Source organism: Winogradskyella vincentii, from assembly GCF_020166345.1.
GTDB classification, from domain to species: Bacteria; Bacteroidota; Bacteroidia; order Flavobacteriales; family Flavobacteriaceae; genus Winogradskyella; species Winogradskyella vincentii.
The window spans coordinates 419,788-436,215 of sequence record NZ_JAIUJS010000001.1 but is presented as its reverse complement, the minus strand read 5'-3'; the positions used below and the strand labels follow the sequence as shown (position 1 = coordinate 436,215).

The window sequence follows — 16,428 nt, the reverse complement described above, 5'->3', positions numbered from 1 at the left end:
AAACTAAGTATGACACAAAATCTATTAAGGAAAATTTTATGTAGTTTTTTCTTTGTTTTGGGCAGTATTCTGTACGCTCAAACAGTAACAGGTACTGTCTCAGATGCTGCTGGTACACTGCCAGGAGTAAATGTGATAGTAAAGGGGACCACAAATGGTGCTCAAACTGACCTAGATGGTACGTACACCTTAGACAATGTGGCTTCAGATGCTGTACTTGTTTTTAGTTACCTTGGATTTAAAACCCAAGAGATAGCTGTAAACGGTCGCTCTGTAATTGATGTGACTCTTGAAGAAGATGTTGCTCAATTAGAAGCTGTAGTTGTTGTAGGATACGGTAATCAGGTCAGAAAAGAAATCACCACCGCTGTAACAAGTGTTAGTGAAGAAGAATTTAACAAGGGTGTGATAAACAATGCATCTCAGTTATTACAAGGTAAAGTAGCCGGACTTTCGGTTTACAACAAAGGTGGTAACCCAAATGACAATGGTATAATTAGACTTAGAGGTCTTTCTACTGTTGGTGGTAACACCGAACCTTTGGTAGTAATTGATGGTGTTTTAGGACAGTCCTTAAACAATGTGGATCCAAGTGATATTAAAAATATTACTGTATTAAAAGACGGTTCTGCAGCAGCGATTTATGGTTCAAGAGCATCGAGTGGTGTAATCTTAGTTACCACAAAATCTGGTAAAAGCAACCAGCCATTCTCAGTTGAGTATAATGGACAGTATGGTGTTTCTGATGCAATTAATGAAGTAGAAATAATGGATCGTGGACAATTCCTTGCAACTGGTGGAACAGATTTAGGAAGCGATACAGACTGGGTAGACGAGGTAACAAGATCTGCTTTTTCTCAAGTTCACAACATTGCAATGTCTGGTGGTGCGGAGAATACTAACTACAGGGTTGCAGTAAACTACAGAGATACTGAGGGTATTTTACTTAATTCTGGTTTTGAGCAATTGAATGTTAGAGGTAACTTTACTGGTAGACTGTTTAATGATAAATTAAGAATTAATTTCAACTCTGCATTTACGCAGAGAGATAGTGATTTTGGATTTAACGAAGCATTACGTTATGCAATAGTTTATAACCCTACTGCTCCTGTATTTGGTGACGATGCACCTTTTGCATTTAACTCAGATCAGTTTGGTGGATATTTCGAAACTCTTGGTTTATTTGACAGTTTTAACCCAGTTTCAATTGCTGAACAAAATAGAAATGCTGGTGCTACGACGACCATTAATTATAATGCAGATTTCAGATATTCAATTACGGACGACTTAACAGCAACATTAAATGTTGGGCAACAAGTCTCTAGAACAGATAATAATCAATATTACCCAACGACTGCATTCTTTAGAGGAGGTGCTGTAAGTCCTTTCAGAAAAGGTAGAGCTGATTTCTACAGTAATGAGGCAAGAACTAAGACTTTAGAATTATTTGGTACATATAATAAGACATTTAATGATTTCTTTAGAATGAAGTTAGATGGTGGTTATTCTTTCCAAGAAAATGATTTTAATGAGAATTATTTACAAGTTGGAGATTTTCCTCCAGGTGTAGATTTTGATTTTAGTAATGCAATTGAGGTATCTCAAGATTTAAACGAAGCAGGTAGGGTGATTGCTAATAGTGGAAGAAATGACGATGATAGAATTATTGCATTCTTCTTAAGAGGAAACTTTACTTTTGATGACGCTATTTATTTAACTGCATCTCTAAGACGTGAAGGATCAAGTCGTTTTGGTGAGGACAATCAATGGGGTACATTCCCGTCTGTAGCAGTTGGTGCAGATTTAAATAATTATCTTCAATTAGATAATGTGTCCTTGTTAAAAGCACGTTTAGGATACGGTGTAACAGGAGCTATTCCTCCAGGAGTAGGTTTATCACAAACAACATTTAATGTAACAAATGGTGCTGGTGGTTTCGGATCATCTTCTACAGGTATTGGTACAAGACTTGCTAACCCAGATTTAAAATGGGAGGAAAAAAGAGAGCTTAATTTCGGTATTGAATTCGCAATGGACAGATTATCTGCTACAGTGGATTTATATAACAGAGATATTGTCGACTTTATTACCTCGGTTCAAATTGATGCAGCTTCTAACAACGGATTTACTTCTCAGTTTCAAAACTCTGGTGAGTTAAATACTAAAGGATTTGAGTTGACAGTTAATTATGATATTGTAAGAAACGACAGAGTTAAGTATAATATGGGACTTGTTGCTTCTACCTATGAGACTGTTCTTGAAAAGAATGTTGGTGGAGATAGAACGATTGCTAACTTAGGTGCTCCAGGGCAAAATGATACGGAAGTAATTCTTGTAAGAGAAGGTGACGAAATTGGTCAAATTTGGGGACCTGTATTTACAGGCGAAGTTGATGCTAATGGAACTCCTATTCTTGCAGATATTAATGGTGACGGAAATGTAGTTGCGGATCAAGGTTCTGCGCTTGCAGAAGATGGTGACTTCAAAGTACTAGGTCAAGGTTTTCCGGATTGGGAAATCGGTTGGACACATCAAGTACAGTTTGGTAACTGGGATGTAAATGCCTTCTTTAGAGGTGCGTTTGGTCATAGTATGGTGAATACGTTTAGAGTATTTTATGAGCCAAGAATTGGATCTCAGTCGTCGTACAACTATGTTAACACTGATTTAGCTAGAGACGATATTAGAACTGCTCAGTTCAGTTCTTATTATGTTGAGAAAGCAGATTTCTTAAGATTAGACAACTTAACTGTTGGGTACAACTTTGATTTAAATGATGATTCGTTCATTAAGAGTGCAAGGGTGTCTTTAACAGCACAGAACTTATTTACTATCACTGATTACACAGGTGCTGACCCAGAACCAGCATTCCAAGATCTTGGAGCTGTGGATAACGGTGGTAATACGGGCAATCCAGAAGTTTTGGCTCCTGGTATTGACAGACGTTACAATTATTTCCAGAATCGTACTATTACACTGGGCTTAAATGTTAAATTTTAATAAAAATTGAAAATGAAAAAAATGAAAAAATTCTTATTATTATTTCTGGGTGTGATATCTATGATGTTTTACACCTGTACAGATCTAGAAGAAGTATTAGAAGATGAGTTATCAACTGAATTTTCTGATGACGGTGTACCAGACAACTCTGGTGAGACGGCAGGTGGTGTTTTCCCTTCAGGGGCATTAGCAGCGGCATATGGTAGACTAAGAAACGGTTCGGCTGGTCACGGTAGTTACTATTCAGTACAAACAGTTTCTTCTGATGAGATGGCAATTGGCCAAAAAGGTGGTGACTGGTTTGATGGTGGTATTTGGTTAGATATGCACAGACATACTGTGAATTCTTCAAATGGACCACTTAACGGAACCTGGGTTGATGCCTATGGTGGTATTGCAGAAACTAATCTTGCATTAGAGTCAGCTTTATCTCCAGGTGAAGCTGCACAAGCCAAAACTATTAGAGCATTCTTCTATTGGAGATTGTTAGATTTATATGGAAGAGTAAAACTTATTACCTCTTCTGGTTCGGATGCTCCGCAATCAGAGCGTACTGCCGTATTTGATTTTGTTGAGCAAGAATTATTAGACGCCTTAGGTATACCAGCTGTTACAGCAAGTATGGATTTATCTGGTAGTGATTTAGGTACTGGTTCAGAACCATATATTGTTAATCAATTTGCTGCATTAGGTGTATTAGCTAAGCTTTATTTAAATGCTGAGGTTTATACTGGTACAGCAAGATGGGATGAAGCTATGTGGGCCGCGAGTTATATTATAGACAATGGTCCTTACCAGTTATGTGAAGATGGTTGTTCAGTATTAAATCTTGCAAAGCGTCCAAATGTTGCTTCAGACCCTGATCAACTTTCAGGATACGCTGCAGTTTTTGCACCAAACAATCAGTTCAACCCTGAAATGATTTGGTCTATATACTATGATGAGTCAAATGCTGGAGGAATGAATTTTTCTCAGATGAACTTACATTATAGTTCTCAGCAAACTTTTGCATTAGATGCACAACCATGGAATGGTTACCAAGTTTTAGAAGAATTCTATAACAGCTATGATAATGGAGATTTAAGAAAAGAAGCTAACTTCTTGGCAGGACCACAAACTGATTTTGATGGTGCTGATTTATTAGACTATGCTTCTGATGACCCAACAATTGTTGTTGAGTATACACCTGAAATTAGTGAGCTAGAACCTAACTCTGTTAGACAGAGTGGTGTAAGAGCTAAAAAGTTCAGTTTCCAATTATTTGGTAGACCAGATATGAACAATGATTATCCAATCGTACGTTTAGGAGATGTGTACTTAATGAGAGCTGAAGCAATGGCAAGAAATGCTGGTAACTGGAATATGGCATTACCAGATGTAAATACTATTAGAGCTAGAGCTGGTCTTTCTCCATTAGCGTCAATCGATGCTGACGGTTTCTTCGATGAAAGAGGAAAAGAAATGTTCCAAGAATCTAGTAGAAGAACTGACTTGATCAGATTCGGAAAATGGGGAGATTCATGGTGGGAAAAAACTAACAGTGATGCATTTAGAACTGTAATGCCAATCCCTCAAGAACAAATTGAAGCTAGTGGTGGAACGTTAACGCAAAACCCTGGTTATTAATTTAATTTTTAAGTATTTTATTTGAGTAAAAAGGGGTACTTTTATAAGTATCCCTTTTTTTAATATATTATTTAAATGCTTAAATGAAAAACTTGTTTATTCTCTTATTTGTTGCAGTTATTTCGTGTTCATGCAACTCCGAAAAAGACGAATCTCCTAGCTTATTTCAATTAAAAGATAGTGCCACTACAGGTATAACATTTAATAATGCACTGGAATATACAGAAGCATTAAACCCATATACTTACAGAAATTTTTTTAATGGTGGTGGTGTTGCATTAGGTGATATTAATAACGATGGATTATTAGATATTTACTTCACAGGTAATCTAGTAGATAATCAGTTATATTTAAATAAAGGCAACTGGCAATTTGAAGATATAACTTCTAAGGCTGGAGTTTCTAGTAAAGGTGTTTGGTCGTCAGGTGTGTCATTTATTGATATTAATAATGATGGTTTGCTTGATATTTATGTTTGTAAAGCTGGCCCACCAAGTGATATTTCAAATAGACACAATGAGTTGTTTATTAATAATGGTGATTTAACCTTTACTGAAAAATCTAAAGATTACGGTCTTGATATAGTTGGTCTCGGTGTACAGGCAAATTTTTTTGATTATGATAAGGATGGGGATTTAGATGTTTATTTATTAAATAATTCTATAAAAGCCGTAGGCAATTTTGATTTTGTGAAAGATCAAAGAAATACTCCAACCGAATCAGGTAACAAGTTGTTGAGAAATGATGATAATATTTTTGTAGATGTTACCGAAGAATCCAATATATATTCTAGTGCCATTGGTTTTGGCTTGGGTATAACCGTAAGTGATTATAACAATGATACTTGGCCAGATATATTTATTTCTAATGACTTTTTTGAACGCGATTATTTATATATCAATAACCAAGACGGTACATTTAAAGAAGATTTAACCAATCAATTTGGTTCTATTTCCATGGGTTCAATGGGTGCTGATGCGGCCGATTTGAATAACGATTCATTTTCAGATATTATGGTAACCGAAATGTTACCGAGAACTATTGAAAGACAACGCACAAAAACCATCTTTGAGTCTTGGAATAAGTATGATATGGCTAAAAATAAAGGCTATCATCAGCAATTTTCAAGAAATGCGCTTCATAGAAATATGGGGAACAATAGTTTTTTTGAGATTAGTAGGTTGTCTAATGTTGCGGCTTCAGAATGGAGTTGGGCCTCATTATTATTTGATGCTGATAATGACGGGTTAAAAGATATTTTTATCAGTAACGGTATCTATAAGGATCTTTTAGATAGAGACTATTTAATCTATATGGCTAATGAAGATAAGATTAGGGATATGATTAAGACTGATGGTGAGATAATGAATAAATTGGTGGATTTAATGCCTTCTCAGGCAGTTCCAAATGCATCATTTAAAAATGAAGGTGAGTTTCAGTTTGTAGAGATGACTTCAAAATGGGGATTTGATACTCCTAGTTTCAGTAATGGCAGTGCATATGGCGATATAGATAATGATGGAGATCTAGATTTGGTTGTCAATAATGTAAATATGCCAGCCTTTATATATGAAAATACAATAGATACTTCCACTAATAAAAGTATTACTATTGCATTAAAAGGAGCAGATAAAAATACATTTGCTGTTGGTGCAAAAGTGGAAATCTACTATGGTGGCGACAAATATGGAAGTTTAGAAAATTTTCCTTCTAGAGGATTTCAGAGTTCAATATCATACCAATTACAACTTGGAACAAGTACTTATGATTCAATTGATAGCCTTATTATTACATGGCCAAACGGAGCTAGAAGCAAAAAACTGAATCTTAAAACAAAAGATTCTTATGTGTTTGACCAAAACGAAGAGACCTCATATATAGAAGCTACTGACCTAGTTAATGATGATAATCCAATAATTCATCTAATTGAAAGTCTTTTTCAATTTAAACACAAAGAAAATAACACAGTAGATTTTAATAAAGAACAGTTATTGCCAGAAATGTGTAATAATGAAGGACCAAAAATCGCAAGAGCAGATGTAAACAAAGACAATATAGTAGACTTTTATATTGGTGGTGCAAAAGGTCAAGTAGGGACAATATATTTATCAAATGATGATGGTAGTTATGACCAACTTACAAAGCCTTTTCAGCTAAACATAAATTCTGAAGATACCGATGCTGTATTTTTTGATAGTGATAACGATGGTGATCTAGATTTATATGTTACAAGTGGTGGGAAATCGTTTTCTAAATTTGACTATGCACTAAACGATAGGTTATATATAAATGAAGGCAATGGTAATTTTAAATTGAACTTAGAATCTTTAAAGTTTCCTGTACCAATCAGTACCTCTACAGTTTCTGTTTCTGATTATGATGGTGATGGTGATATCGATTTGTTTATAGGTGAACGATTTAAGGTAAATGTTTATGGAATTCCAACCTCTGGATATATATTAGAAAATAAGGGTAATAATGATTTTGAAGTCCAACAGCCAGAAGGTCTCAAAGATATTGGTTTGATTACAGATTCGCATTGGGCAGATATCAACAGTGATGGTGTCAAAGATTTAATCATTGCAGGAGAGTGGATGCCAATTTCAATTTTCATCAATAATAATGGCCAGTTAGTTAATGAGACTGAAGCCTATGGGTTATCGGATACTTCAGGACTGTGGAAAACCATAGAGGTTAAGGATTTAGATAATGATGGTAAACTAGATATTATAGCAGGTAATAAAGGAGAAAATTCATTCTATAAACCAGGTATGAGAATGTATTTGGCAGATTTTGATAATAATGGTACAATTGAGCAAATTATTTGTCAAAAACGAGATGATAATTACTATCCTATAGTAGATAGAGACGAGTTAGTTGCACAGTTAGCAAGTCTAAAGCAAAAGCTATTGTATTACAAAGATTATTCAGGTGCAACTATTGAATCTATTTTTTCAAAAGATCAGTTAAAAAAGGCAAAAATTTTAGATGTTAAAATGCTAAATACAGTGATTTTTTTAAATAAAAATGAGACATTTGTAAGTCAAAAATTACCTAATGAAATTCAATACTCTAATGTGTCAGCCATTGAGACAATAGATGTTGATAAAGATGGAGTTTTAGATATATTATTTGGGGGAAATCAATTCTTGGTTAAACCTCAGTTTGGTATAGATGATGCGTCAAAAGGATGGTTGCTTTATGGAGACTCAAGCAACAATTTTAATAAGGTAATTTCTCTAAAAATTGATGGTCAGATTAGAGACTTTCATGTTGAAAATATAAAGGATGAAATCATGTTGATTGCATCGATAAATAATGATAGTTTACAATTTTATAAAGTAGAAAATTAAAATTTTAATAAATGAGGTTAAGAGTTTGTAAGTCAGCATTACTTTTTTCAATTATTTTTTTAGTAGCATGCCAATCAGAATATAATTCACTCGTTGAAGATGAACTGACAAGCGGTGTTCGAAATGATTCAATATTCTACAGTTTTAAGTTTGGTCAAACTAAGACAGAGTTTTATAATGCCTGTTGGGAATATAATAGAAAGAAAATATTCACTCATGGTCCAAGCAATAATTATGTACAGGCTATTTTGCATCCAAAGGATACTACTGATGTAAAAGGGAAAATAAGAATGTTGTTTTATGCGAAATTCAATAAAGAAGAAGAGATTATTGCCATGGATGTTAAGTTCTCACATGTTGCTTGGGCACCTTGGAATAAAGATTTGCAAGCCGATCAATTGTTGCCCAAAGTAAAAGATACCTTGTTAAAGTGGTATCCAGGAAATGATTTTATTAAGGTTAAAGATGTTTTGGTTAAGGTAGATGGCAATAGACAAATAAGACTAAAGCAAGAATCTGATAAGGATGTCTCAGTGGTTATTGAAGATATGGAGTATAGATATAATAAATTAAGAAAGCAGTAATGAAGAAGTATACTCATTTTATTTTTGTTTTACTGTTGGTTTTTTCATGTAAGGATACAAATGAAGAAAATGTAGTTATTGAGGATTCACCTCAATTTAAATTACTAAGTACCGAAACTACAGGAATTGATTTCAGTAACGATTTAATATCAACAGACGACTTTAATGTCTATAAATACCGAAACTTTTATAATGGTGGAGGTGTTGCCCTTGGTGATGTAAATAACGATGGGTTACAAGATATTTATTTAACATCTAATCTAAATGAAAATAAACTTTATTTAAATAAGGGGAATTTTAAATTTGAAGATATCTCCGAAAAAGCAAATGTTGTAGGGACAAAAGCATGGTCTACTGGTGTTTCAATGGTAGATGTTAATGCAGATGGATATTTGGATATATATGTTTGCAATTCTGGTGATGTTAAAGGAGATAATAAACAAAACGAATTTTTCATCAATAATGGTGATCTTACATTCACAGAAAGAGCAAGTGAATTAGGATTAGATGATAAGGGTTTTTCGACACACGCTTCATTTTTTGATTATGACAATGATGGTGATTTAGATGTCTATCTTTTAAATAATTCGTATCAGGCAATAGGTAGTTTTAATCTTACTAAAAACGAACGTCCAAAACGAGATGTTTTAGGTGGTGACAAATTATTTGAAAACAGAGATGGTCTTTTTGTAGATGTGAGTGAAAAAGCTGGTATATATGGAAGTGTTATTGGATTTGGTCTAGGAGTTACAGTAGGTGATATGAATAATGATGGTTGGCAGGATATTTATGTGTCTAATGACTTTTTCGAAAGGGATTATTTATATATCAATAACCAAGACGGAACCTTTAAGGAATGCCTAACGTCATCAATTAATTCTATAAGTGGTGCTTCCATGGGAGCAGATGCCGCTGATATTAATAATGATGGTTACAATGATATTTTTATCACAGAAATGTTGCCTAGTGAATACGATCGATTAAAGACAGTAACTACGTTTGAAGATTGGAATAAATACCAGTACAACGTAAAAAATGATTACTACCATCAGTTTACGCGTAATATGTTACAATTAAACAATAGCGATTTAACGTTTACGGAAGTTGGTAGATTTAGTGGAGTTGAAGCATCAGATTGGAGCTGGGGAGCGTTATTTTTTGACATGAATAATGATGGTTTAAAAGACTTATTCATAGCAAATGGAATTTATCAAGACTTAACTAATCAAGACTATTTAAAATATATTTCTAATCAAGAAGTAATAGAGTCAATCATAAAGGATAATCAGGTTAATTATAAAAAGTTAATTGATATTATACCTTCAAACAAGGTTAAGAATCATTCTTACATCAACACTGGTGACTTAAAATTCCAGAGAACTGAAAATGGACTTGATACTGAAGGATTTTCAAATGGTTCTGCCTATGGTGATTTGGATAATGATGGAGATTTAGATGTAGTGGTTAATAATGTAAATATGCCACTCTTTGTCTATGATAATCAATTAAATGATTCAGATAGCCATTATTTAAAAGTGATCTTAAAAGGTGAAGGGCTAAATAGAGATGCTATTGGTGCTAAGTTGAAATTAAAAAGCGCAACAAACACATATTATTTAGAGCAACAACCAGTTAGAGGGTTTCAGTCTTCTATGGATAAACGACCTAATTTTGGATTTAAAGAGACGGAGAATTTAACTCTTACTGTTTCCTGGCCATCGGGTAAAATTACTAAGTTACCTATTACTGAAGTGGATACTACTATAACTTTAGATGAAAAAGATGCCATAGAAAACCTAGAAAATTCTGAAGAAGAGCTCGAAGAATTATTCATTAAGGATTTGGAAACAATAAATTATAGGCATAAAGAAAATAATTACGTAGACTTCAACATAGAGCGCTTGTTGCCATTTATGAGGAGTACAGAAGGGCCAAAAATGACATTTGGAGATGTAAATGGAGATGGCAATGAAGATCTGTTTATTGGTGGATCAAAAGGTAATTCTGGTAAATTGTTTATCAATAACAATAATCGCTACGTAGAAGGCAATAATTCCGTTTTTAATACTAATAAAGCTTCTGAGGATGGAGAAAGTGTTTTCTTTGATGCTGATGCTGATGGTGACCTAGACCTTTATGTATGTAGTGGAGGCATAGAATTTTCAAAATTCAGCCCAAATTATTTAGACAAACTTTATATAAATGATGGAAAAGGGAACTTTACTGTTTCAGAACAAATATTGCCTACTCAGAATGGATATCACAGTAGCAGTACAGTTACAGTTGCAGATATAGATGGTGATAAGGATTTAGATTTATTTGTAGGAGAACGTTCAATTCCAAAAAAATACGGAGATCCTGCTTCAGGTTATTTATTGATAAATGATGGTAATGGTAACTTTGCAGAAAAATCTGCTGACTTGGCATCAGAATTCTTGACCTTAGGTATGATCACTGATGCTCAATTTATGGATATTGATAATGACAATTCACAAGACTTGGTTGTTGTTGGTGAATTTATGGGAGTGAGGGTTTTCAAAAATACTAATGGTACATTTAAAGAAGTTGAAAACAATAAATTATCAAATTTAAAAGGCTGGTACAATACCGTTGAAAAGGCCGATTTGGATGGCGATGGCGATGAAGATTTAATAGTCGGTAATCATGGTCTTAATAGCAGGTTTAGAGCTTCTACCAGTAACCCTATTAAATTATATGCAAATGATTTTGATGGTAACAGCTACGTAGACCCTATTCTTACGTTTACAGCTGAGAATGGGAGACAATATCCATATGCATTAAGGCATAATTTAGTTGATCAATTAAAATATTTAAGTAAAAAATATCCAGATTACGAATCTTTTAAGGATGCAGATATCTATGATATTTTTACCGAATCACAGTTGAACACTAGTACGGTTATTGAAGCAAATAATTTAAAAACTGTACTATTGATTAATGAAGGCGATTTTAAATTCGAAATTAAAGACTTACCTAAGGAGGTTCAGTTCACGCCAATTTACGCAATAGCAACCTCAGATTTTGACAAGGATGGTGATTTAGATATACTGTTGGGCGGAAATCTTAATGGTGTAATGCCTGAGTTTGGAAGGTATGATGCCTCTTTTGGAAACTACTTAGAAAACTTAGGTGATAATAATTTTAAGAACCATAAAACAGGCAAGGGCATAAAGATTAATGGCGAAATTAGGGATATTGAAATTCTTGGTGATAAAATCTTTGTCGCTAAGAATAATGATACTCTAGAAGTATATAAATATTAATATGAAAAAGAAAATAGGTTTAATATTTCTATTAATTTTTGCTTGTGCAAATGAAGAAGGAGAGAGTAATGTTAAAGATACTACTGCTAATGCTCCCTTCAACACCGTCCCTTCCGAAGTTTCTGGTCTTGTATTTTCTAATGATTTAAAAGATACAGGAGATCTAAATATAATTGAGTTTCTTTATTATTATAATGGTGGTGGTGTTGCTATAGGTGATATTAATAACGACGGTTTAGACGATATATATTTAACCGCAAATCAAAAACCAGATAAACTTTATCTCAATTTAGGTGACCTTAAGTTCAAGGATATATCAGAAGAAGCAGGTATAAGCCAAAATAGCTCATGGTCTACAGGAGTAACTATGAGTGATGTAAATAATGATGGTCTTTTGGACATTTACGTGTGTAAAGTTGGAAAGTATAAAACACTTAATTCGTCAAATGAGTTATACATAAATAAGGGAAATAATACATTTGAGGAACAAGGAGAAAAATATGGATTGAATTTTTCTGGATTTTCTACTCAAGCATCTTTTTTTGACTATGACAATGATGGTGATATGGATATGTATTTGATGAATCATTCCATTCACACCGTATATTCTTATGCTAACTCAAAAACAAGAACTGCTAAGGATGAGTTATCAGGCGACCTTTTATTTGAAAACACCACTGTTAATGGCCAGTCAAAGTTTGTTGATGTTACTGAAGAGGCAAACATTTATAGTAGTGCTTTAGGATATGGATTGGCATTGGCAACATCAGATGTCAATAATGATGGTTTCATGGATATTTATGTAGGTAATGATTTTCATGAGAATGATTACCTCTATATTAATAATGGAGATAAAACCTTCAAGGAATCTAGTACAGAATATTTCAACCATACGTCAAGGTTTACCATGGGTGTTGATATCGCCGATATTAATAATAACGGTAAGTTAGACATTTATAGCTTAGATATGATGCCTTATGATTCTGAGATATTTTTAAAATCTGGAGGAGAAGATTCAGATAAAATCAACCAGATAAAAAACTCATTCGGCTTTCAACAACAATATGCTAGAAACCACTTGCAATTAAATCAAGGAGATTATTTTGTAGACGCGGCATTAATAACAGAAACACATGCTACTGATTGGAGTTGGTCACCGTTGTTATTAGATTATAATAATGATGGGTTGAATGACATTTTTGTTACAAATGGGATTTATAAAAGACCCAATGATTTAGACTATATTAAATATTTGAGTACTGTAGATTTTGCAAATTATAATGAAACGAAGCAAGATAGTCTAGAGTTAAAACTCATTGATTTAATGCCAACTCAAAATTTGCCTAATAAACTATTTACCAATAAGGATAATCTCTCTTTTGAATCTACACTTGTCGATTCAAAGAATAAAGGAACTTACTCAAATGGTGCAGCATATTCAGACTTGGATAATGATGGTGATTTAGACATAGTAGTCAATAATATAAATGAAAATGTTACACTTCTAGAAAATACGAGTGAGAATAACTTTCTTACAGTTAAACTTCGCAATGGCGAAAATGAAATTAATACTAACGGTGCCAAGGTATATGTCTATGCAGGAAATGAGGTTTATTTTAAAGAGCAAATTTCAGTAAAAGGATATCTGTCTAGCTCAACAAATGACGTTCATTTTGGTTTAGGGGAAAAAGAACAAATCGATTCTGTAAAAGTAGTTTGGTTAGATGGAACTAAAAGTTTAAATTCTTCTATTGAAATTAATACTAGAGTAACTATTGAGAAAGAAAATACAAAGGATAATGATTATATTTCCCTGTCTAAAACCAACTATGATGAATTTGCATTTAGGCATTTTGAGAATGTATTCTTAGACTACGAACAGGACGCACTTGCACCTGAAAATTTATCAAAGGAAGGACCATCTGCTGTACACGCGGACTTTAATGGAGATGGACTTAAAGATTTATTTATTGGTGGTGGGCGAAATCAAAAGCCAGTACTGTTTTTTATGAATAAAGATGGGAGTTTTGAAAAAAGCAGTACAGATGTATTTAATTTAGATTCAAAATATGAAGATACCGACGCCATTTCATTAGATATCGATAGCGATGGTGATCTTGATATATATGCTTTAAGTGGTGGGAATGACTACCCAAGTGGCCACCCTTTATTAGAAGACAGGGTTTATATAAATGATGGTACGGGTAATTTCTCTAAACTAAAATCAAAGTTAATAAGTACTAATGGAGGCACAGTCTCAAGTCATGATTTTGATAATGATGGATTGGTAGATTTATTTATAGGCAATAGGTCTGTACCAGGCGCTTATGGATTATCGCCTCAAAGTTATATCCTTAAAAACAAAGGAAACAATGTTTTTGAAATATACGCAAAGGCGCGATTTGGAATGATAACTGATTCTAAATGGGCAGACTTAAATAATGATGGCTTGGTAGAATTGGTTCTTGCAGGAGATTGGATGCCAATTACTGTGATGTCTTTTACTGCCGACGGTAAATTCGTCGATAAGACCAAAGATTTTGGATTGGGCGAAACAAATGGAATGTGGAATAGTGTTGAAATTTCAGATTTAAATAACGATGGAAATCTCGATATCATTGCTGGTAATGTTGGCCTTAATTTTAAGTGGAAAGCATCAAAAGATAAGCCGGTTAAAATGTATTTAGATGACTTTGATGAAAACGAAAAATTAGATCAGCTCATATTTTATGATTTCTTTGGTACATACGTACCATTTGCCTCTAAAGATAAACTGGTAGAGCAAATGCCTTATCTAAGAAAAAAATACACAGACTATAATTCATTCGCAAACGTTTCGAGCATAGGTGATCTAACAGAAAAGACTGAAGATGAAATCATAAATATCAAGTATATTTATGAATTAAGATCAATGTTATATTTAAATGACGGAGTTACTTTTTCGCCCCTTCCTTTACCAAAACAAGCACAATTAAGTACTTTAGAGGATATGATAATTGATGATGGTAATCTTATATTTACAGGTAATCATAAAAGCTATGTAACAGAGTTAGGTGAATCGTCTTCAAATTCAGGAGGAATACTTAACTTTAACGATATTGATAATATTGCTTATGAAAGCCTCAAATTGCCTAAAGGTATTAGAGGTAGAAGAATTATTAAACTAAAAGAAAACGAATATTTAATTATTTCAAATAATGGTAGGTCGTATAAGACAAACCTATAAAAAGAAGGATTGAGAAATGAAGAGATTTAAGCATTATATATACATTTTAAGTATTGTATTTGCGGTATCAAGTTGTAGTAAACCAGCGGAACCAATCGTAATATCACCAGAGGTTTTTCATGCATCAGTTGACAAAGTGATGGAAATACAAATCCATGATATATTTTCACCACCAGTAGCTAGTAGAGTATTTGTTTATCCAAATATTGCAGCCTACGAAATTTTGGCTCAGAAGACTCAAGAAATGGAATCTTTGGAAGGCAAGATAAAGGAACTTTCAGCAATTCCGTTAGCAGATAGTTCAAAGGATATTAATCTAGAATTAGCGGCAATAATTGCGCATATGGAGCTTAGTAAATCACTTATTTTTTCTGAAGAGAAAATGGAGGTGTTACAGGACAGTCTATATTCGGATTGGAAGGAAAAAAATGAACCTGAATTCAACACAGCAAAAACCTACGCTTTTGAAGTAGTAGATCATATTAAACAGTGGATGGATAAAGATAATTATAATCAAACGAGAACGATGCCTAAGTTCACGGTTGATACAGACGATCCATCGAGATGGCAACCAACTCCACCTTCATATATGGATGGTATTGAGCCACACTGGAATAAAATCAGAACCTTTGTCTTAGATTCTGCAGCTCAGTTTAAACCTACTAAACATCCTGAATTTTCTTTGGAAGAAGGTTCTAAATTTCATGAAGAACTCATGGAGGTTTATGATGTTAGTATGGAGATAACAAAAAAAGGGGATGACTCAGAAGAAATTGAAATCGCACAGTTTTGGGATTGTAATCCTTTTGTGTCTGTTACTCGTGGACATTTTATGTTTGCAACCAAGAAAATATCTCCAGGCGCACATTGGATTGGTATAGTTAAGATAGCCTCGAGAAACACAAATTCAAATGTAGCGCAAACTGTAAATGCTTATACTAAGACTTCAATAGCTATCGCAGATGCATTTATAAGTTGTTGGGATGAGAAATACAGAAGTAATCTTATAAGACCAGAAACACTAATTAATCAGCATTTAGATCCGGATTGGTTGCCAATTTTACAAACACCACCATTCCCAGAATATACCAGTGGACACTCCGTTGTTTCTGGAGCAGCATCTACAGCACTTACAGCCATTTTTGGAGATAATTTTGCTTTTGATGATGATACTGAAGTACCATACGGACTTCCAGTACGCTCTTTTAAATCTTTTAATCTAGCAGCTGAGGAGGCAGCGGTGAGTAGATTATATGGCGGTATTCACTATAGGGCTGCAATCGATGAAGGATTGATTCAAGGAAGAAATGTTGGTAATTTTGTAGTTAGCAATCTTAAAATGAAGTTTGAATAAA

7 protein-coding genes are annotated in these 16,428 nt (G+C 33.7%); all 7 read left to right on the top strand.

Annotated elements, in window-relative coordinates; all coding sequences use genetic code 11:
• Positions 1 to 9 precede the first annotated feature (9 nt).
• The 7 genes from LBV24_RS02025 to LBV24_RS01995 all read left to right on the top strand — a co-directional run bounded on the left by LBV24_RS02025 (position 10) and on the right by LBV24_RS01995 (position 16,427).
• Entirely contained in the window at positions 10 to 3,000 is a 2,991-nt protein-coding gene (locus LBV24_RS02025; protein WP_224476918.1) for a SusC/RagA family TonB-linked outer membrane protein, read from the top strand.
• A gap of 21 nt (positions 3,001 to 3,021) precedes the next feature.
• The gene (locus LBV24_RS02020; protein ID WP_224476917.1) at positions 3,022 to 4,626 is read left to right on the top strand and encodes a RagB/SusD family nutrient uptake outer membrane protein; all 1,605 of its coding nucleotides are present in this window, start codon (positions 3,022 to 3,024) and stop codon (positions 4,624 to 4,626) included.
• Between the two features lie 83 nt (positions 4,627 to 4,709).
• Entirely contained in the window at positions 4,710 to 7,979 is a 3,270-nt protein-coding gene (locus LBV24_RS02015) for a VCBS repeat-containing protein (protein WP_224476916.1), read from the top strand.
• Between the two features lie 11 nt (positions 7,980 to 7,990).
• The gene (locus LBV24_RS02010; protein ID WP_224476915.1) at positions 7,991 to 8,563 is read left to right on the top strand and encodes a hypothetical protein; all 573 of its coding nucleotides are present in this window, start codon (positions 7,991 to 7,993) and stop codon (positions 8,561 to 8,563) included.
• The gene (locus LBV24_RS02005; RefSeq protein ID WP_224476914.1) at positions 8,563 to 11,847 is read left to right on the top strand and encodes a VCBS repeat-containing protein; all 3,285 of its coding nucleotides are present in this window, start codon (positions 8,563 to 8,565) and stop codon (positions 11,845 to 11,847) included. The genes LBV24_RS02010 and LBV24_RS02005 overlap by 1 nt, the downstream gene beginning before the upstream one ends.
• 1 nt (position 11,848) lies before the next feature.
• On the top strand, positions 11,849 to 15,073 hold the full coding sequence (locus LBV24_RS02000; RefSeq protein ID WP_224476913.1) for a VCBS repeat-containing protein: 3,225 nt from the start codon (positions 11,849 to 11,851) through the stop codon (positions 15,071 to 15,073).
• Between the two features lie 16 nt (positions 15,074 to 15,089).
• Entirely contained in the window at positions 15,090 to 16,427 is a 1,338-nt protein-coding gene (locus LBV24_RS01995; RefSeq protein WP_224476912.1) for a vanadium-dependent haloperoxidase, read from the top strand.
• Position 16,428 lies beyond the last annotated feature (1 nt).

Coding starts and splice junctions, on each gene's coding strand:
- LBV24_RS02015 (WP_224476916.1), top strand. CDS start 4,710: ATGAAAAACTTGTTTATTCTCTTATTTGTTGCAGTTATTTCGTGTTCA.
- LBV24_RS02000 (WP_224476913.1), top strand. CDS start 11,849: ATGAAAAAGAAAATAGGTTTAATATTTCTATTAATTTTTGCTTGTGCA.
- LBV24_RS02025 (WP_224476918.1), top strand. CDS start 10: ATGACACAAAATCTATTAAGGAAAATTTTATGTAGTTTTTTCTTTGTT.
- LBV24_RS02020 (WP_224476917.1), top strand. CDS start 3,022: ATGAAAAAATTCTTATTATTATTTCTGGGTGTGATATCTATGATGTTT.
- LBV24_RS02010 (WP_224476915.1), top strand. CDS start 7,991: ATGAGGTTAAGAGTTTGTAAGTCAGCATTACTTTTTTCAATTATTTTT.
- LBV24_RS02005 (WP_224476914.1), top strand. CDS start 8,563: ATGAAGAAGTATACTCATTTTATTTTTGTTTTACTGTTGGTTTTTTCA.
- LBV24_RS01995 (WP_224476912.1), top strand. CDS start 15,090: ATGAAGAGATTTAAGCATTATATATACATTTTAAGTATTGTATTTGCG.